General features: G+C 54.7%; 15 protein-coding genes. 6 read left to right on the top strand and 9 right to left on the bottom strand.

Translation table 11 applies throughout. The annotated features are described in order from the left end of the window. Positions 1-8: 8 nt before the first annotated feature. Together DNI29_RS14285 and DNI29_RS14280 are read right to left on the bottom strand one after the other, a co-directional pair. Complete coding sequence (locus DNI29_RS14285) at positions 9-1,337, bottom strand: hypothetical protein (protein WP_110978805.1); 1,329 nt, start codon at positions 1,335-1,337, stop codon at positions 9-11. 20 nt (positions 1,338-1,357) lie between these two features. Next, the gene (locus tag DNI29_RS14280; RefSeq protein ID WP_110978804.1) at positions 1,358-1,882 is read right to left on the bottom strand and encodes a 3-hydroxyanthranilate 3,4-dioxygenase; all 525 of its coding nucleotides are present in this window, start codon (positions 1,880-1,882) and stop codon (positions 1,358-1,360) included. A 276-nt stretch (positions 1,883-2,158) separates the two neighbouring features. On the opposite strand from DNI29_RS14280, the gene DNI29_RS14275 reads away from it, so the two are divergent. From DNI29_RS14275 to DNI29_RS14265, 3 genes are all read left to right on the top strand, one after another. Next, a complete protein-coding gene (locus DNI29_RS14275; RefSeq protein WP_110978803.1) occupies positions 2,159-2,950 on the top strand; it encodes an SDR family oxidoreductase in 792 nt (263 codons plus the stop codon). Between the two features lie 170 nt (positions 2,951-3,120). After that, positions 3,121-3,843, top strand: coding sequence for a glycosyltransferase family 2 protein (locus tag DNI29_RS14270; protein ID WP_110978802.1), 723 nt, complete (start codon positions 3,121-3,123; stop codon positions 3,841-3,843). 66 nt (positions 3,844-3,909) lie between these two features. Beyond that, a complete protein-coding gene (locus tag DNI29_RS14265) occupies positions 3,910-5,745 on the top strand; it encodes a hypothetical protein (protein WP_123823253.1) in 1,836 nt (611 codons plus the stop codon). A 1-nt stretch (position 5,746) separates the two neighbouring features. Here the strand turns inward: DNI29_RS14265 and DNI29_RS14260 are convergent, their stop codons facing one another. The 4 genes from DNI29_RS14260 to DNI29_RS14245 form a co-directional block, all read right to left on the bottom strand. Next, on the bottom strand, positions 5,747-6,301 hold the full coding sequence (locus DNI29_RS14260) for a carbohydrate binding domain-containing protein (RefSeq protein ID WP_110978800.1): 555 nt from the start codon (positions 6,299-6,301) through the stop codon (positions 5,747-5,749). A 91-nt stretch (positions 6,302-6,392) separates the two neighbouring features. Further along, entirely contained in the window at positions 6,393-7,736 is a 1,344-nt protein-coding gene (locus tag DNI29_RS14255; protein WP_123823252.1) for a hypothetical protein, read from the bottom strand. A 91-nt stretch (positions 7,737-7,827) separates the two neighbouring features. Further along, positions 7,828-9,276 (bottom strand): hypothetical protein, encoded by a 1,449-nt coding sequence (locus DNI29_RS14250; protein WP_110978798.1) that lies wholly within the window; start codon positions 9,274-9,276, stop codon positions 7,828-7,830. A 112-nt stretch (positions 9,277-9,388) separates the two neighbouring features. Continuing rightward, entirely contained in the window at positions 9,389-9,928 is a 540-nt protein-coding gene (locus tag DNI29_RS14245; RefSeq protein WP_110978797.1) for a hypothetical protein, read from the bottom strand. A 217-nt stretch (positions 9,929-10,145) separates the two neighbouring features. Here DNI29_RS14245 and DNI29_RS14240 point away from each other — a divergent pair, with 217 nt between their 5' ends. Then, positions 10,146-11,099 (top strand): glycosyltransferase family 2 protein, encoded by a 954-nt coding sequence (locus tag DNI29_RS14240; protein WP_110978796.1) that lies wholly within the window; start codon positions 10,146-10,148, stop codon positions 11,097-11,099. An 84-nt stretch (positions 11,100-11,183) separates the two neighbouring features. Here the strand turns inward: DNI29_RS14240 and DNI29_RS14235 are convergent, their stop codons facing one another. Then, on the bottom strand, positions 11,184-12,638 hold the full coding sequence (locus DNI29_RS14235) for an energy transducer TonB (RefSeq protein ID WP_162303616.1): 1,455 nt from the start codon (positions 12,636-12,638) through the stop codon (positions 11,184-11,186). Positions 12,639-12,800: 162 nt separating this feature from the next. On the opposite strand from DNI29_RS14235, the gene DNI29_RS14230 reads away from it, so the two are divergent. Together DNI29_RS14230 and DNI29_RS14225 are read left to right on the top strand one after the other, a co-directional pair. After that, positions 12,801-13,721 carry a pirin family protein gene (locus DNI29_RS14230; RefSeq protein ID WP_110978794.1) on the top strand — a complete coding sequence of 307 codons (921 nt, stop codon included), beginning with the start codon at positions 12,801-12,803 and terminating at the stop codon, positions 13,719-13,721. 150 nt (positions 13,722-13,871) lie between these two features. After that, entirely contained in the window at positions 13,872-14,132 is a 261-nt protein-coding gene (locus DNI29_RS14225) for a hypothetical protein (protein WP_110978793.1), read from the top strand. A gap of 58 nt (positions 14,133-14,190) precedes the next feature. Here the strand turns inward: DNI29_RS14225 and map are convergent, their stop codons facing one another. Then, on the bottom strand, positions 14,191-14,955 hold the full coding sequence (gene map / locus DNI29_RS14220) for a type I methionyl aminopeptidase (RefSeq protein ID WP_110978792.1): 765 nt from the start codon (positions 14,953-14,955) through the stop codon (positions 14,191-14,193). 198 nt (positions 14,956-15,153) lie between these two features. Next, a complete protein-coding gene (locus DNI29_RS14215; protein WP_110978791.1) occupies positions 15,154-17,379 on the bottom strand; it encodes a S9 family peptidase in 2,226 nt (741 codons plus the stop codon). Positions 17,380-17,479: the final 100 nt, after the last annotated feature.

The raw sequence follows: 17,479 nt of genomic DNA, 5'->3' as shown, positions 1-17,479 counted from the left end.
GCAGCGGGTTAAGGAGTGCGCAAATCTGGGGGCATTTGTTTCAATGAAGTCAAGAAGAAAGTTCGCCAGTAGCGCTCAGCCGTCATACTATCCCAGTGTAGAACACCAGCATTATACTGATACGTTTGCCATAAATTCAATAATATACATAGCCCTAAAACCACTCGTAATGTTATTTGTGAGGGATTTCGCCACTTTGCTGACTGAGCTAACAGGGCTGCTAAACCAAAGGCCAGCAAAGGGTAAACGCTAATTAGAGGGCGAGCCCCGAAGCTACCGCCATACCACCACTCTCGCCAGCTAAACGTGATGTAAAGCAACACCGGTAAGGTAAGCAGAGCCGCTCCTCCTACACCGCGCAGCCGGGAGGGTAGCACCAATAGCCCAAGCAGCGCTATCCCAGCCACTGGAGTATATAGTAGCCAGCCTTTCTTGAAGCTAAATATTCCTTCAAGAATGTGGGGGTGCCCGAAGTCAAAGCCTTCTCCAGCGTACGTGTCTACCCACCAATGGCCGCTCACAGAGTGCCAGAACACAGGTTGCCACACTACTATTGCAGCAGCTACTACCATTGCCAGCACTACTTGCCCGAAGCGTGACTTTACCCATTGTACCCAAGGTAGTAAACCACCTTGTACAGCAAGTCCCCATCCTATAGGCACAAGTGCATACAGAATTTCCGTTGGCCGTGTCAGGACAGCCATTCCCATCATTAAACCAAGAATAATGGCCCAACGCCTGCGGCCGGTTTGGTACCACTCGCCAGTGGCCCAGAGCAGCCCAGTATGCCATAGAAATAGAGCACTATGCGCCATAGGGCTGTCATAGCTAGCATAGTTAAACCAATTAGTGCCTAAACCTATTCCTGCCAGGGCCCATGCTACTACAGCATCATCAGAGGGAAAGTAACGCAACAGTAACTTTCGTAACAGCCACAGTCCAAGTAGCCCGTGAAACAAGCCAGACAGCATAATGGCTTGCTGGTAAGGACGTGAGAACCCATCAGGGGGTACTCCTTTTAGCACCGCCCAACTGTGGGCTCCCCAAAACCAGGGAGCCTCTGCTACTGCTACTCCTAGAGGATACTTCGATATTATTTTGCCATTCGGCAGGTGCAGCAAACCCACATACGGACGCTGGCCAGGATGATACGTTTGAAGAATAGTTAAAAGAGAATCTGCCCGGCCAGCATCCTTATAGATAAAAAAGGTTGGCAGATACACGTAGTACCCCCCAGCATCATTGTCAAAAACATCCAGTGGCTTCCAACGCTTATCGTTGAAGGTAGCCAGAATGAGTAGGCCGGCAGTAAGCCAAAAAACAATACGAGACTTCACGCAGCTAATACTTGTAATGCCTACTCTGAAGCCTTGGGCGGAGCCTCCATATAAGTTCCGCAAACCTGGCAAGTGCGCAGCTCATCAGAAGCCCAAAAGCGGTTCATGATGGGTGGTAACTGGGCTACAATGTCGGTTATTTCGGCAAACTCTTCGTGGAGCTTGTTGCCGCAGTTTTCGCAATACCACTGAAACCCATCTAGCTCGCCAGGTGTGCGGTAGCGCTCCAGTACCAAGCCTACGGAGCCAGCCGGACGGCGCGGCGAATGAGGCACACCGGCGGGCAGCAGGAACATGCTGCCGGCTTTAATTTCAATATCAACGGGTTTGCCATCTTCAATGACCTTTACCACAATGTCGCCTTCCAGCTGCAGGAACAGCTCTTCGCCCTCGTCTACATGGTAATCTTTGCGGGCGTTGGGCCCGCCCACCACCATCACGATGAAGTCTTTGTTGTCCTTGTATACCTGCTGGTTGCCAACGGGCGGCTTGAGCAGATGGCGATGCTCATCAATCCACTGCTGAAAGTTGAAGGGCCGGATCATTAGGAGAGTTGTGGAGGTGAAAGGGGGTAGGGCACGGATGCACTACGACAAATAACGGGATTCCCGTGTATGGCGCCTACGTATCTTGCCAAACCAAGGGGTAGGAAACCTGGATGCTCGGTCCGGCACCTCTGGCAGCAAGGCCACTTCTTCTCGCTTCGCTAGTACGGCTACCGGCTCCCTACCCTCTCATTAGCCCTCAGCTTGCAACCGATCAAGTGGACACCTCCGACGTTGAAATAGAGTAAGCATCTTCTTCTCTGTCTTTTTACATCCTTGCTCATGGATCTTCTTTCTTTACACGCTCTGGTGGGCGGCAGTACTCAGGGTATTGGGCGAGCAGTAGCTGAAGCATTGGCCGAGCGCGGCGCTACCGTGACTCTACTGGCTCGCAACGAAGTAGCCCTGCGCGAGGTAACAGCGGCCCTACCTACCCCTGCCGGGCAACAGCACAATTTTCTCGTGGCCGATTTTAATCAGCCGGCTGCCATGCAACAAAGGGTAGTGGAGTATCTGAGTCAGGCTACACACAACTTTGATATTCTGATAAATAACACGGGCGGCCCAGCCGGCGGACCAATTCTGGAAGCTCCAGTGGAGGCATTTCGGGACGCTTTTGAGCAACATCTGGTATGTAACCACTTGCTGGCGCAGGCGATAGTGCCGGGCATGCGGCAGCGCGGGTACGGGCGCATTATCAATATTATCAGCACCTCCGTGAAGCAGCCGCTGCCGGGGCTGGGTGTTTCCAATACCATCCGGGGAGCGGTGGGCAACTGGGCTAAAACCCTGGCCAACGAATTAGCGGCTGATGGCATTACGGTGAACAACGTGCTACCGGGAGCCACCGTAACCCAGCGCCACACCTCTCTTATTGCCAAAAAAGTAGAGCAAACCGGCCAGGCCACCGAAGAGGTGGAAGCGGCCATGTTGCGTGGCATTCCCGCTGGACGATTTGGGCAGGCGCGGGAGGTAGCGGCGGCCGTAGCGTTTCTGGCCTCGGAGGCGGCGGCCTACATTACGGGCATTAATATTCCAGTTGATGGTGGCCGCACGAGCAGTTTGTAGAAGGATGCCTATTACCATAACTCACCAAGGCGCTACCGCGCCGCGATGAGCAAACCGCATTTAACCACAGCGTATGAGGGGGTTGGCGGGTTCGGGTATGTCAGATTTTGCTGGCTCTCGCAAGCAGAGCGGCTATATTTGACCGTTTTCTATGACTAGACCTGCTCCGCTTGGTACACTTTGCTACACTTTCCATCATCATTCCGGTCTACAATGAGGCCCGCACAATTCACCAGATCTTGGATCTGTTGCGCGGTCTGGAGCTGATTAATCAGATCAAGAAAGAGATTATCCTGGTTGATGACTGCTCCACTGACCGCTCGGCCGAGGTGATTGAGGCATACGCAGCCCAGCACCCCGAAATGGGTTTGCGCCTGCTGCGGCACGCGGTAAATCAGGGGAAAGGAGCCGCGCTACATACAGGCATCCGGCAGGCCACCGGTGACTACGTTATTGTGCAGGACGCAGACCTGGAATATGACCCGGAGGAGTATAACCTCCTGATTAAACCTATTCTGCGGGGCTTTGCTGACGTGGTGTTCGGGTCCCGTTTTATGGGTGGCAACCCCCACCGGATTCTGTTTTTCTGGCACAGCATCGGCAACGGAGTGCTCACGTTTCTGTCCAACATGTTCACCGACCTGAACCTGACGGATATGGAAACCTGCTACAAGCTGTTCCGCCGCGACATTATTCAGGGCCTAGACCTGAAGGAAAAGCGCTTCGGTTTCGAGCCCGAAGTAACAGCTAAAGTCTCACGGGTGCCTAATGTCCGCATCTACGAAGTAGGCATCAGCTATTATGGGCGCACCTACGCCGAAGGCAAAAAAATCGGCTGGCGCGACGGTTTCCGGGCTATCTACTGCATTATCAAATACGGGCTGTTCGGCTGATAATCGCGCCGACGATGTTCCCCGCCCACTGATGACTTTAGCTGGTAGCTACTCTACCTCTCTTCTATGCTTCTTTCTAAACAATATGCTTCGCGCGGACCGCTACGCCTAGCCTTGGCTACTATGCTGGTTTTGCTCCTGTTTGCCTGGCACTTTTATCTGGAGCGGTCAGCTTACTACGACTTAGCCTATCATTTATTTATTTACCTAAAGACCAAGTCTTTATTTGTTCAAAACCGGCGTTTCGTAGCCATCGTCACCCAGCTTCCTACTCTGCTGGCCATCAAGGCGGGCCTGCCGCTCGATGGAGTACTACGGCTGTACTCGGTTGTCTTTATTGTCTACTACCTAGCCGTTTTTCTGGCCTGCGCCTACTGGTTTCGCAACGAGCATGTGGCCCTGGTAATAGCCCTGCTGTATGTATTGCTGGCTTCCCGCACCTTTTACTGGGCGCAGTCGGAATTGCCACAGGGGTTGGCGGCTCTGTTGCTTTTCTACGGGGGGGTAGCGCGGCAAACCCCTCTGCCTTTTCGCTTTAGCACGCTGGCACTGGCCGCGTTGGTGCCTGTGTTTGTGTTTGGGCATCCGCTTATTATCCTGCCCTTCCTGTTTATCTGGGCTTATGACTGGGCGCTAAACCGTCGGTTTAAAGACTGGGCTTACTACGGTATGCTGGTGCTGGCACTGGCCATGTACCAGTTGCGGGCAATGCTGATTCCGCCGGGCTCTTACGAGGCCACGCACATGACCTTCACGCCCAACCTGATTAAGTTCTTCCCTAACTATCTGGCCATTGGCAGCTTCGATAATTTCTGGCAACTATGCAGCCGCAGCTTTTTAGCGCTGCCGGTGCTACTGGCTGTGCTATCGGTATTTTACCTTCGGCAGCGCACTTGGTTGGCCTTGCTTCGTTTGGTGCTGGTATGGGGGGCTGTAGCGGGCTACACCTTCATTATCAACGTCTCCAACCCTGACTATACTGAGGCTACTTACCTCGAAAACCTTTACCTGCCACTGACCTTGTTCGTGGCCATTCCTTTTGCCCTGGAGCTACTGCCGGCCCTGGAGCGGGGCTGGGGTAGCCGGGGCCCGGCTTTGGCTACAGGCCTTCTGGCGTTGCTGCTCGTGGCCCGTTTAGGACTCGTGTGGCAGCGCCATATACCCTATACGGCCTATCAGCAGTGGCTGCGTCAGTTACTGACGTACACTAGCCAGTTTCCGGAACGCAAGTTCATTATGTATCCCGATAACGTGGATCCGCACCGCCTGCGAGCTGGGTGGCCCTGGTGGGCATCGGCCAGTGAAACTATGATGGCTAGCGCCCGCCAACACCCTGACTCTGTGCAAACTGTGCGCGTAGGCTGGGATATTGATCAACTGGCCGACGCTGGCTCGAAGCTGGGCATATTGCTTGGTCCCTTTGAAACTATGAATACGGCTGATCTGCCAGCCAATTACTGCCGCTTCCCGAACACAGCTTACCGGGTGCTCAATACCCTACCCCCCCTAGACACAGCAGCCCTCCGTTCTTACATTGCCGCTCACCAGCAAGTGCGGCTCACCCTTCCGGGTGCAGTGCCCGCCACCTGGCAAGCCAGCCGCCAGCACACGCTGCCAGTGCAGATAACTGTACCAGCAGCGGCGCAGCCTCTGCACTCAGGCACGCGGGTTCCTCATCCTACCCTCCTGCGCACGGCCTTCTATAAATCGCACGACTGGCCTTCCGATACCAACCCTATGGAAGTAGCGCTGGAAGTAGATGTCTGGCAGCCATGGGTACAGACTGTACCACTACAAGCACCTCGGCAGCCCGGCCATTATACCCTAGAGGTCAGCCTGATCAGCAAGGATTATCAGGATTGGCCAGTACGGGTGCGAGTGCCCGTGGAGGTAGTGGAGTAGCTTATTTCTGGTTGGCCAAGGAGATGCTCAGGTCGTCCATATACACCGGCTGCCGGCTATCAGCGCGCCATAGGTACACCAACAGGCGACTGTTTGCGGTGGCAGCGGGGGGCAGGGTAACGGTATGCTCCACGTATTGCCACTTATTGTACACCTTCACTGGCTGAGTTATAGCTAGGCCTTCCCAGAACAAGTTGGCGCTGGCGCTGTTAGTTTTCTTTATTTCAACTACCAACTTGGCGGTGGCTTGCTCGTTCGGCACATATACCCAAGCTCCTATAGTTAGCTTGCCAGGCCAGTCGGGGGCTAAGCGGCTAAGCGGATTGCTGTAGCCCAGACTGAACTCGTGGTTAGGACCCACCATGGTGCTATACTGCCCTGTATGCGCTTTGTCGCGGGTAAGCGAGTAGAGAGCTGGGGAGTCGGCCAGCCAGCCGTCCAAGTTTTCAAAGCTAGTAGCTGCCAGTGGACCGCCTATGGTTTTACTATCTGTTTTCTTAGAGCACCCAACGGATAGCAGCGCAAGGAATAAGATAACCGGGGCAGGTTTTAGCATAGGGAGAGAAAGCAAGTAGAGGAAAGTAAAGGTAGCGGACTACCTCAGCGGTTGTATATGTGCTCTGGCCTGAAGCCTGGGTAGGCGCCTCTTAATGATCGAAAAAGTGCTCTTTATAGCGTGCCCAGTCCATATTACAGCAATCTACTACTCCCCGGGAGTACTGCCAGCTTTGTCGCACGCTCAGCAATACCAGCACCCCTACCACGCAGGCCATCGCTACAGCCCGAGCATTCCACCATCGAGCCCAAAAGCTAGCCATACATATACTCAGCAATGGGTATAAGCTAATTAATGGTCGACAGCCGTATCCACCGCCATAGGTCCAGTCCCACCAAGTGAACGTGACGTAAACGACAGCAGGCACCAGCACCACCGCTACAGGTACCAAAGCCGGGGCTGTTTGGCGCAGCCAGAAGATTCCGAGTAGGGCAAATACCAATACTGGGCTCCAAAACAGCCACCCTTTGCGCACGCTGAATAGGCCATCGAGCAAGTGTGGTTCAAGCAAATAAAATCGTTCGCCCGCGTAAAACTCCATCAACCACTGTCGGCCTGATACGCGCCAAAAAATCAACTGCAAACTCCCTACAAAGCCTATTATAGCAACCATAATTAGCAGTTGAGGCCAGCGGCTTAGCCAAAAGATAAACCGTTGAGAAACTGCTGTACGATTAGTAAGACCCCACAACATCGGGACTGCTATCATCCAAAGCTCCGAAGGCCGCACTAACATCATCATTCCAAATACCAGTGCCAGCTTACTACCTTCCTGCCAACGGCCCGCTTGGTACCACTGCCGCGTGTAGCGTAGCAGCAGTACGTTCAGCAGGAACAAAGTTCCGTGGGACATGGGCGAGTCAACGGTGGAATATATCAGCAGGTTGGTACCTAAGCTGATAGCCAGCAGGGTCAGGGCTGCGAGATGGTCTGGCACATAATGGCGCAGCTCTTTTCCTAACATCCATAATCCCAGTAAGCTATACACCATACACCCTAGGGCAATGTAGCGCTGATATGGTTTTGAGTAGCCATCTGGCGAGAAGCCCGCCGTTAAGGCGTACACATGCGCCACCGCGAACCATGGCGAGTATGCCACAGCCATGCCTATAGGGTACTTAAATACTACTCGACCGTTGGGCAGGCGGATGAAGCTGTGGTCGGGGTCCAAGTCGGGGCGATATTGCCCGCGGACGTAAGATAGAAATGAGCCCTCGCCGATATCCTTGGTAATAAAGGTGACGGGCAGGTATAGATAGTAGCCGCCAGCATCCCACACCAGCACATCAGAGCGGTTCCAGCGCGAGGCGTCCTTCATAAGGGCAATGTGCACAATGACAATCATCAGCCAGACAAAGCCTACGTGCGTACCAGGTAACCAGCGTCGCCAAGTAGCTGTAGGAGTAGATATAGGCGGCAATACTTCTGCTTGCATGCGCTTGGAAAACGGTAGTGGGTGTAATGAATAATACCTGTGCAACTGGACGTTAGCTATTGCTAAATGAGGCAGCCTACACCTATTGATATTACTGGTAGTAGCGCTTCGGACGGCTAGTTATGCCCCAATACTGCAGCATCTGCCCCTGTAGTTCTGATTGACCAGGGTCAGTTATAGTACCCCAACTCAACAGGTTGCAAAGAGGGGATATGCGCACTTCCGTTTCTGGGGCTCGGGCCAGTTGGTCCAGCGTCCAACGCTCACAATCGTTGTTATAGGTCAGTTTCGGTGTAGCATCAGCGTATACAAAGACTGCCAGGAATAGAGCTACCACCACTGCGTATACGTTGCGCGCTCGGTTCCGCAGCTGAAACAATAGCACGTAGGTAGAAACACCGTAAGCGTACATCATACCTAGTATTACTGGCAGAATCGAGTCGCCTCGAACTAGGTAGGGCCGGTAGTCACGGTAGCCCCCGAACGGAAGCAGTACAATAAATACCACTGCAAAGAGTCCCACGAACTGCAGACTACGGAGCGACCATTCACGCTCCACTGAAACGGGTAGAAGTCGGCGGATCAGTTGAGCATTCAGCAGGATAAGGCCCAGCAGCAAGGGTAGGCCCCAAGCATGTTTCAACTCCAGATACACTCCCGTTGGCAATAGTTTATACAGCTCACCCAGAGTGTGGATGTGTGAATTTTCCGAGTTGTTGCGCCCAATATACAGGGAGTACATACTCAGCCCAGCCAGCAAGGCCAGCAGAACCAAGGCCTGGCCTGACAGCCAGTTACTCCTCCTCACTTGGCTCTCTGCCGGTTTTACTATAACCCGGCGCCACTGCTGCCACGCCCAGTAAAGACCGATGCCCAACAGCAGCACTGCTACCGCGGCCGTGGCAATAGGACCGTTAAAGGCAATTACTACCATCAGCAGCGCCAGCAGTACTAGCCGCACCAGAGGCAATTGAAAGGGCCGACCCTCCCGCGCCGCCCGAAAAAAGGGCCACAGAAGAAGAAGAAGAAGGCCGCAGGGAAAAGCATAGAAGAACGTATAAGTAATAGCTGCGTTCGTCACGCCCATCTGCTGATAAAAACCATCTATCTGAAATAAAGGCGTCAGCAGAGCAGCAGCAACCCAAAAACCCCAACGGCCTTGGTGACGCCCACCTCCTAACCATACGTAAGCTGCCAACGCAAATAGGACTAGCAATTGAACCAGGGTATTGAATAAGGCGCTGGCCAAATACAAACTTTCGATAGGGGTAGTAACATATTGGAGCAGACGCGGCACCTGTTTCCAATACACCCCCATAGCTGCGTGTGCAAAAAAGCGATTAGTGCCTGCGTACACTGCGTTTTTAGTAAGCACAGCCCACCCAAAAGGATCCTGTAATACCTGGGTGTACCAGGGGGCAGGAAAGACAATTACCACCAAGTCGCCGTCGAGAGGGAGCTGACGGCTCTGCCAAAAGGTAAGCGCCGTATCCAATAGAACAAACACAATCAACAAGCTCGTTAAGAAGCGCTTATTCATCCGGGCAGCAGGTTTAAGGCAGCCATTGGGCCATCAAAATAAAACAGGATGCTAAGTCAACTCCGCGCTATCGGCTTGACACCCCACCAAAGAAAATCGGAGCCTCAGGCTCCTATTCCTTAACGCTCAGCTTCACATCGTCAACCAGCACGTAGTCGCTGGCGTCGGCTCGCCACAATGAGAGGCGAATATGCTGGATGGCTGTGATGTTGTCTGGCAGGGTAATATCCTTGCTGATATGCACCCACTCGCCGTATGATTTTACTACTTCCCCAAGCCGGATTCCGTCGCCAAAAACCTGCTGCCCGGTGCCAGAGTCCATAATTTGGATACCGAGCATTCCGGTTGCCCTTTCACTGGGCAGGAAGGCCCAGGCTTCCAGATTAACGACTTTGATTTTAGTAGGGGTAGCTTGCCCCAATACCATGTCGAAGGTCAGACTAAACTCGTGCCCTTGATCAACCTTAATGGCATACTGGCCAGAGTGGGCACGTCCCCGATCCAGATAGCCCGGATCAACGTTCCACCCCGCTGTCGATTCAAAGTCATTGGCCGTAATGATTTTTGCGCCTGAGAGGCCGCTACCTGCTTTTTGATCAGCGGAGCAAGCTCCCAAAGCCATTAATCCTAGCAGGAGAATAAGTTGTTTCATCTAAGGCAAAAGAATAGGGTATGATGCCTGCACCAGCCCTGTGGATAGACGAGCCAAAGGTATAAACTCTTATAGTCAGGCAGCTACTGTGTCGCCAAAATGCCTACTTCCTCCCGGCAGATAAGCGCAAAGGGCTATTGCGCAGCTAAAGCCTAGCACAACAAACTAATCCATATACTTTCACCATTTTTACTTCTCGAATTCACCACGCTTTCCCTTGGACTTATCTATCATCATCCCCATTTATAACGAAGAGGCAAATATTCCTGCCCTCTATCAAAGGCTACTCGGGGTTCTGAACCCCATGGAGCTAGCGTACGAGTTTATCTTCATTAATGACGGCTCGCGTGACCGTTCACTGGCACTTATTCAGGAACTAGCCGCGCAGGATTCCCGGGTGCGCTATGCTGATTTCAGCCGCAATTTTGGTCATCAGATTGCTGTAACTGCTGGCCTTGACCTATCGATAGGGGAGGCTGTAGTTATCATCGACGCGGATCTGCAAGACCCACCGGAACTAATACCGGACCTATATGCCAAGTTGCAGGAGGGGTATGAGGTAGTATATGCCAAACGCCGTACCCGTCAAGGCGAAAGCGCTGCCAAGCTTCTCACTGCTAAAATGTTCTATCGAATTTTGGCAAATATCACCCACATTTCTATACCTGTTGATACCGGCGACTTCCGCATTGTGTCACGCAAGGTGGTGCGGGCTCTTAAGCAGATGCCGGAGCAGAACAAGTTTATCCGGGGGCAAATTGCCTGGGTTGGCTACCGACAAACTTATCTAGAATATGACCGGTCCGTCCGAGCAGGGGGAGCCACTGGCTACACCTACAGCAAGATGATTCGGCTGGCGCTGGATGGTATCACGGGTTTCTCGGATGCTCCATTAAGAGCCGCTACCATAAGTGGCTTTGTAGTATCAGGCATATCTTTTCTGGTCATGCTTTATACGCTCTACTCACGATTTGTAAGCGGCGACTATGAGCATGGTTGGGCTTCGCTGATGGTTAGTATCTTATTTCTGGGTGGGGTACAGTTGATTGCCATCGGTATTATTGGCGAGTACATTGCCCGCCTGAGCGCCAACGTGCGTCAGCGGCCGCTTTATATTATATCCGATACCAACGTACCATCGGTGCTGCCCGAGACAGAAACCGCTCATTAGTCGTAGCTACCAAGGCCCTGTTTGGCCGTATGAAGCCCTAGTGCATAACTGGTCTAGGGCCCGTAGGAAGCATACTTCTCCTACCTAATCTAGCCGAGTCAGAGCCGCTTCCAAATCGGTTAGGGTTGTTTCCTGAAAGCGTAGCGTGTCGGAAGGAGCATTGGTGGTGGCTTCGCGTCGGGCCAAGAAGGGCGTTCCGTTCTCGTAGCGCAGGCCTAGCACCATCACCGCGGTGCCGCTGGGAGCACTGGTGAAGTGGTAGCCAGCGGCCTGGGGAGTGCCGGCCAGCACCATGCGGCGGCCAGGCACTAGCAGGCGCACCGCGGTATGGTCGCCGTCGGCGGGGGTAGCAGTAGGGATAAACAAAGCGGCCGCCGAGCCAGACCAGGGGCGCCCTACCGCCAGCCATCCAAGTTTAGTAGGCTGCAGAGCATTGGGGGCGGGCGCCAATTCCTCTTGACTAGTAGGCGTCTCGGAGGCAGCTACTGACTCAGTTGGAGAGGTAGCGTCGGGGGCAGTAGCCAGCCCAGCCTGGAAGTTGAACCGAATGGGCAACACCATTTTCACTTTTACGAAGCGGCCGTCTTGCTGACCGGGCGTCCAGCGGCCGGAGGTTTGGCGCAGCACCCGTAGTACTTCCTCGTCGCAGCCGTCACCGAGGCCGCGCAGAATACGGGGGCTTTGCACCCGCCCGGCTTCATCAACCACAAACGAGGCAAAAACCAGCCCCTGTGTCTGGCGTTCCTGGGCTTGGCGGGGGTAGCGAATCAGGCGGTTAATGTCGGCGGGGCCTTGGCCGTAGCGGGGCATCTGCTGGGCAGTGGTGTACACTTGCTCAGAAAGTGCAGCCGGGGCCTCACCTTCTAGCCAGCGCACAGGCGCCGCTGAGTTAGTAGACTGCCCATAAAATAACGGGTTTGAGCCCCGGCTACCGGCCAGTTCCAGCTGCAGGCTGCGCCCGGCAGCCAGTACCAGCTGCTGGCCGGCAGCGGTAGCGCGCACTAGCACGGCTCCGGTCAGCTCCAGGGGGGCGCCGGCAAGCGTTTCAGTGAGCAGATTAGAAAGCAGCATGTCGGAGGCGGCATAGCACTCCTTCAGCTCTACCCACACGGCACCCGTAGCTGGCCGCTGCCGGCTATCAACCAGGGAACCTGCCGGAATGCGGACTACAGTTCCCTCGCGGCCGCGCACTTCGGCGGCTTTGGTCGGGTCAATCTGAAAATACTCGCTGGCTTTTAGGGTTAGGTCCTGCAGACGCGCTTCGGCAGGTGGCGCATCGGTTCCCAAAGCAGCTGGGCGGCGGGTGCTGCCTCGGTATACAATTAACGGAGCCCGGCGGCTGGTGGGCTGCTCCACCCGATGCCAGTCGCGGCGCACAGGGGTAGCAGCTACAGGGGTTGACAGCGAGTCGAGGGCGAGCGTATCGGCCAGAGCGGGAGCAGTGGCTGGGGCAGGGCGCTGGGCAGCACGCTCCTGCTGGCAGGCCACCAGCAGGGCTCCACTCATGGCCAGATAGAGGAACCGAAGCGAGGTAAACATGGGCATAGGACCACTCTACGCGAAAAACGACGGATTTATTGGCCTAAGGTCACATTTTTCTGCTAAATAGTTGAGGCACGGACGGTTTACTCCACTTTCTTTTCCTACCTCCTCTGTGGGCCGCAACCTGTTACTTTCCCCTACCCCTTTCTTTACTACTTTATGTTGGATCAAGTAATTGAAGCGCGCCAAGCGGCGCTTAGTCCGGGGTTTGAGGTACGCCGGATCTTGCCTTATCGCCTGCGCCGCATGCTGGGGCCGTTTATCTTCATGGATCATGCGGGTCCGGTAAATTTCGCACCGGAGAAGCTACCCGAGCTGGACGTTTTACCTCACCCCCACATTGGCCTGTCTACGGTCAGCTACCTGTTCGGGGGGCAGGTAACGCACCGCGACAGTCTGGGCGTGCAGCAGGTTATCAGACCAGGCGAGGTAAACTGGATGACAGCCGGCTCCGGCATTGCCCATTCTGAGCGGTTCGAGGACCCGGCAGCGTTGGCCGGCGGCGCCCTGGAAATGATTCAGACCTGGGTTGCCCTACCCGAAAAAGATGAGGAAAGTGCCCCGGCCTTCACCAATTATCAACCTCACGAACTGCCGGTCTTTACGGAGCCCGGCGTGTGGATGCGCCTGATTGCCGGCGACGCTTTCGGGCTGCGCAATGAGGTGCAAACTCACTCGCCTCTGTTCTACCTCCACGTAGTACTTCAGCCCGGCGCCCGGTTTGGCCTGCCTCGCGGGTACCCCGAGCGCGGCGCCTACGTAGCCAAAGGCCTTGTTGAGGTGAACGGACGAACCTACGGCCCCGGCCAGCTGCTAGTATTCACGCCCGGCATCGACCCGGTGCTAATAGCCCGCGAGGCCAGCACGCTGATGCTGCTGGGCGGCGAGCCCCTAGGCGAGCGGTATATCTGGTGGAACTTTGTGTCGTCGCGCAAGGAGCGGATTGAGCAGGCCAAGGCCGACTGGCAGGCTGGCCGCATTGCCCTACCCCCCAACGATAACGCAGAGTTTGTCCCCCTACCCCAAGACAAAACTCGGCCAGCCGGCACCGGCTCACCACCGCCTCAAGCCCTATCCTAAAATCAACAATAAATCCTTCACCTGTTGCAGTTAAGCACCGGGTACCAAGCTATTTACTTACTATTAAATTGTACTAAATTATTTGGTTTAAACACTAATTTTATTAGCTTTGAATTCAAGTAATACCTGCCGCCTCCTTTTCTTACGACTATGAAAAACGAGCCTCAGTACATGGTTTGCTGCCAACTGACCTTGGCCGAACTTCAATGCGGACGAGTAGTAAGCACCCGGCAGGTTAAGCAGCTGGTGGCCAGCCCGACGGCCGAACTCCCCGAGCTGTTCACTGACCTTTATGAGCAATTTCGAAGCCCTGGGCTAGTAGGCTTACAAATTACTTCTATCCGGTATCGCAAGCCGGCCAACAGCCGCATCCATGAGGAAACGCCTGTAGAAGAGATGCAGGAATACTAAAAGCATGTTCCATAAAAAAGGCCCCTCCGTAGAGGGGCTTTTTTATGCTTAGGAGCTGCTATTCCCAAATGTGGTTTGCCTCCGTTAGAATAAGAGGCTGACCATCAGTAATGACAACGGTATGCTCGTGCTGAGCTACAAAGCTGCCGTCTTTGGTGGTTAGGGTCCATCCGTCGCTGAGCTGATGAGCTAGTGTGGCGCGGGTAGAAATAAACGTTTCTACCGCTACCACCGAGTTTTTCTTGAACCGCTTCAGGTTGTGGCGGTCATAGTAGCATGGAATTTCGCTGGGCTCTTCGTGCAGGCTACGACCTACGCCGTGTCCCACCAGATTCTTAATAACCCGAAAACCTGCTTTTCGTGCTTCTGCTTCGATCAGTCCGCCAATATCGGCAATGCGGACGCCACCGCGAATGCGGCTAAGGGCAGTGCGCAGGATATGGCGGGAGGCATCAACCAACGGCTGGTGCTGGTGAATATCAGTCCCAAGCACGAAAGAACCGCCATTATCGGCCCAGTAACCGCCCAGCTCCGCCGATACGTCGATGTTTACCAGGTCACCTTCCTGCAGCACTTTACGCGCCGACGGAATACCGTGCGCCACTTCGTTATTCACGCTGATGCACGTCCAGCCCGGAAACCCATAGGCAAGCTGAGGGGCCGATTTAGCTCCCAGAGCCGCCAGAATGCGGCCACCATACTCGTCCAGTTCCTTGGTGGTCATGCCTGGCTGGGCATATTCGCGCATCTGCCGCAGGGTAGTGCCAACGGCTTCGCTGACGCGCTGCAGGCCGGTTAAATCTGCTTGGGAGGTGATGGACATAGATGAAACGTTTGGTTTACTAAGAGCAGGCAGCTTCAGCTAATTAACAGGCAGAAGACAGCAGCGGTTTGTGTTAGTCGAATTTCAGGTTTGCTACCTAAACAGGCTGCGCTTCTGTACTCAACGCGCGTCATGTAAACAGGAGCGAGTAGGCCGTTGGGTGCAGCAGCAGTTTTTATTGCCACCCCGCTTCTCTGACTACAGGTTTTTCAGCACGAAGTCCGTCATCTGGCGGTAGAGGTGCAGGCGGGTGTTTCCTCCGTAGATGCCGTGGTTGCGGTTGGGGTAGTACAGCGTCTGGTAGTCTTTGTTGGCCTTAATCATGGCGTCGGTGAAGGCTACCGAGTTCTGGAAGTGCACGTTGTCGTCGCCGGTGCCGTGTACCAGCAGGAGCTTTCCTTTCAGCTTCTCAGCGTGCTGCACAGGCGAGTTGTCGTCGTAGCCCTGGGGGTTTTCTTGGGGCGTTTTCAGGAACCGCTCGGTGTACACGGAGTCGTAGTAGCGCCAGTTAGTAACGGGTGCCACCGATACGCCCATCTTGAACACATCGGCATTTTTGGTTAGGGCCAGAGCCGTCATGTAGCCCCCGAAACTCCAGCCCCAAATGCCGATGCGCGACTTATCCACGTAGGGCAGGGTAGCGAAATACTTCGCGCTTTCGGCTTGGTCAATGGTTTCCAGCTTACCCAGGTTGGCGTAGGTGCTCTTCTTGAAAGCCGCGCCGCGCGCGCCAGTGCCCCGGTTATCCACCGATACCACGATGTAGCCATTTTCCGCCAGCAACTGGTGCCAGAGGTAGTTGGTGAAGGCAATTCCTCCGCCCGCGTCGTCTTTTACCGTCTGGGAGCCGGGGCCGCCGTACACGTACATCAGCACGGGATACTTCTTGCTGGCATCGAAGTTGGCTGGCTTTAGCACCGAGGCGTTCAGTTCTACCCCTTCCGCCGTCTTGAACTTGATGAACTCCAGCTTGCCCAGGTTGTATTCGGTCAGCTTCTGACGCAGCTTGGCGTTGTCTTCCAGCACTTTCACCAGCTTACCATCCTGACCGTTGCGCAGGCTTACTACCTGGGGCTGACCGGCCTCAGAGTGGTAGTTGAGGAAGTAGCGAGTATCGGCGCTCATGTTTACTACGTCGTTGCCGGTACCGGCTTCGCTGAGACGGGCTTTGCCCTTGCCTTTCAGGTCGATGCGGTACAGGTGGCGCTCTAGGGGCGAGGCCTCAGTGCTGGTAAAATATACTACCCCCTTCTTCTCATCGAAGCCGTCAATGCTGGTTATTTCCCAGTTGCCTTTTGTGAGCTGGCGTACCAGCTTGCCGTTCATGTTGTACAGGTAGAGGTGGCGGTAGCCGTCCTTTTCGCTGCTAAACAAAAACTCCTTGCCGCCCTGGAGGTAACGCAAGTCGTCATTGACCTCTACGTAGGCCTTGTCAGTATCCGTCAGCACCACCTGGGTTTTACCGGTGCGGGCATCGGCGTGCAGAATTTCCAGCTTGTTCTGCAGGCGGTTCATGCGCCGAATGCTGAGCAGGTTGGGCGTTTGGGTCCAAATGATGCGCGGAATGTACTGGTCCTGCTCGGGGCCCACGTCCATTTTAGTGGATTTGCCGGCCGCCACATCATAGGCCGAGATGCTGACGATAGAATTTTTCTCGCCGGCTTTAGGGTATTTGTAGCGGTAGTCTTTGGGGTAGAGCGGGCCCCACTCCTGCATGTTGTACTCGGGCACCTCCGTTTCGTTGAAGGTATAGTAAGCAATCTGGCGCGAGTCGGGCGACCATTGAAAGCCCTGCGCAAACTCAAATTCCTCCTCATACACCCAGTCGGTACCGCCGTTGATGATGCGGTTCTGGGCCCCATCCGTTGTCACGGCTGTTTCCTGCATAGTTGCCAGGTCCACCACAAACAGGTTGTTGTCGCGGACGAAAGCTACCCGCTTGCCATCCGGCGAGAAGGTAGCATAGAGCTGCTTGCCGGCGTTTTTGCTCAGGGGCACTAGTTGCTTGTTGCCTTGGTCGTACACGAAAAAGTACGACTTGCTGCTGCGGCGGTAAATCGGCTCCGTATCAGTGCTGAACAGGATTTTTGTCTCATCGGCGTTGAAGCTATAGCCATCCACGGCCAGAGGCTGAGCTTGGCCGGGTAGTTTCAGATCAGTGCCAGCTACCAGGGTTTTCACGGGCTGGCCCGTAGTTACGTCGTTCTGGACAAGGTTGCCCTGGCTGAGCGAGGAGTAGTAGCGCCCGTCCTTCATCCAGTTGAAGCCCGGCACCGAGCGGGCCGAGAACGTGCCTTTCTGCCAGATGTCTTCGAGGGTAATGTTTTGTTTTTGCTGGGCAAAAGCGGCCGGAGCGGCACCGGGCAGCAACGCCGGGCTGGCCGTAGTTAAAAACAGGGCGAGGCCCAGAGAACGAAAATTCATGCAGAGAAAAGTAAAATGTCGGCGGGAATCAGCCGTTAAGGTAGGAAATCGGGCTGCAGGGTTGCATACAGCACAGGAGGCGGGCCGGGGCCGGCTGGGA

The sequence above is a fragment of the Hymenobacter sediminis genome (genome assembly GCF_003231285.1).
Taxonomy (GTDB): domain Bacteria; phylum Bacteroidota; class Bacteroidia; order Cytophagales; family Hymenobacteraceae; genus Hymenobacter; species Hymenobacter sediminis.
The sequence above is the reverse complement of the archived record's forward strand: the minus strand, read 5'-3'. Positions and strand labels throughout refer to the sequence as shown.

Bases quoted from the DNA above. Each gene is read 5' to 3' on its own strand.
- DNI29_RS14280 (WP_110978804.1), bottom strand. From the start codon at position 1,882: ATGATCCGGCCCTTCAACTTTCAGCAGTGGATTGATGAGCATCGCCAT.
- DNI29_RS14265 (WP_123823253.1), top strand. From the start codon at position 3,910: ATGCTTCTTTCTAAACAATATGCTTCGCGCGGACCGCTACGCCTAGCC.
- DNI29_RS14260 (WP_110978800.1), bottom strand. From the start codon at position 6,301: ATGCTAAAACCTGCCCCGGTTATCTTATTCCTTGCGCTGCTATCCGTT.
- DNI29_RS14255 (WP_123823252.1), bottom strand. From the start codon at position 7,736: ATGCAAGCAGAAGTATTGCCGCCTATATCTACTCCTACAGCTACTTGG.
- DNI29_RS14250 (WP_110978798.1), bottom strand. From the start codon at position 9,276: ATGAATAAGCGCTTCTTAACGAGCTTGTTGATTGTGTTTGTTCTATTG.
- DNI29_RS14245 (WP_110978797.1), bottom strand. From the start codon at position 9,928: ATGAAACAACTTATTCTCCTGCTAGGATTAATGGCTTTGGGAGCTTGC.
- DNI29_RS14235 (WP_162303616.1), bottom strand. From the start codon at position 12,638: ATGTTTACCTCGCTTCGGTTCCTCTATCTGGCCATGAGTGGAGCCCTG.
- DNI29_RS14230 (WP_110978794.1), top strand. From the start codon at position 12,801: ATGTTGGATCAAGTAATTGAAGCGCGCCAAGCGGCGCTTAGTCCGGGG.
- DNI29_RS14225 (WP_110978793.1), top strand. From the start codon at position 13,872: ATGAAAAACGAGCCTCAGTACATGGTTTGCTGCCAACTGACCTTGGCC.
- map (WP_110978792.1), bottom strand. From the start codon at position 14,955: ATGTCCATCACCTCCCAAGCAGATTTAACCGGCCTGCAGCGCGTCAGC.
- DNI29_RS14215 (WP_110978791.1), bottom strand. From the start codon at position 17,379: ATGAATTTTCGTTCTCTGGGCCTCGCCCTGTTTTTAACTACGGCCAGC.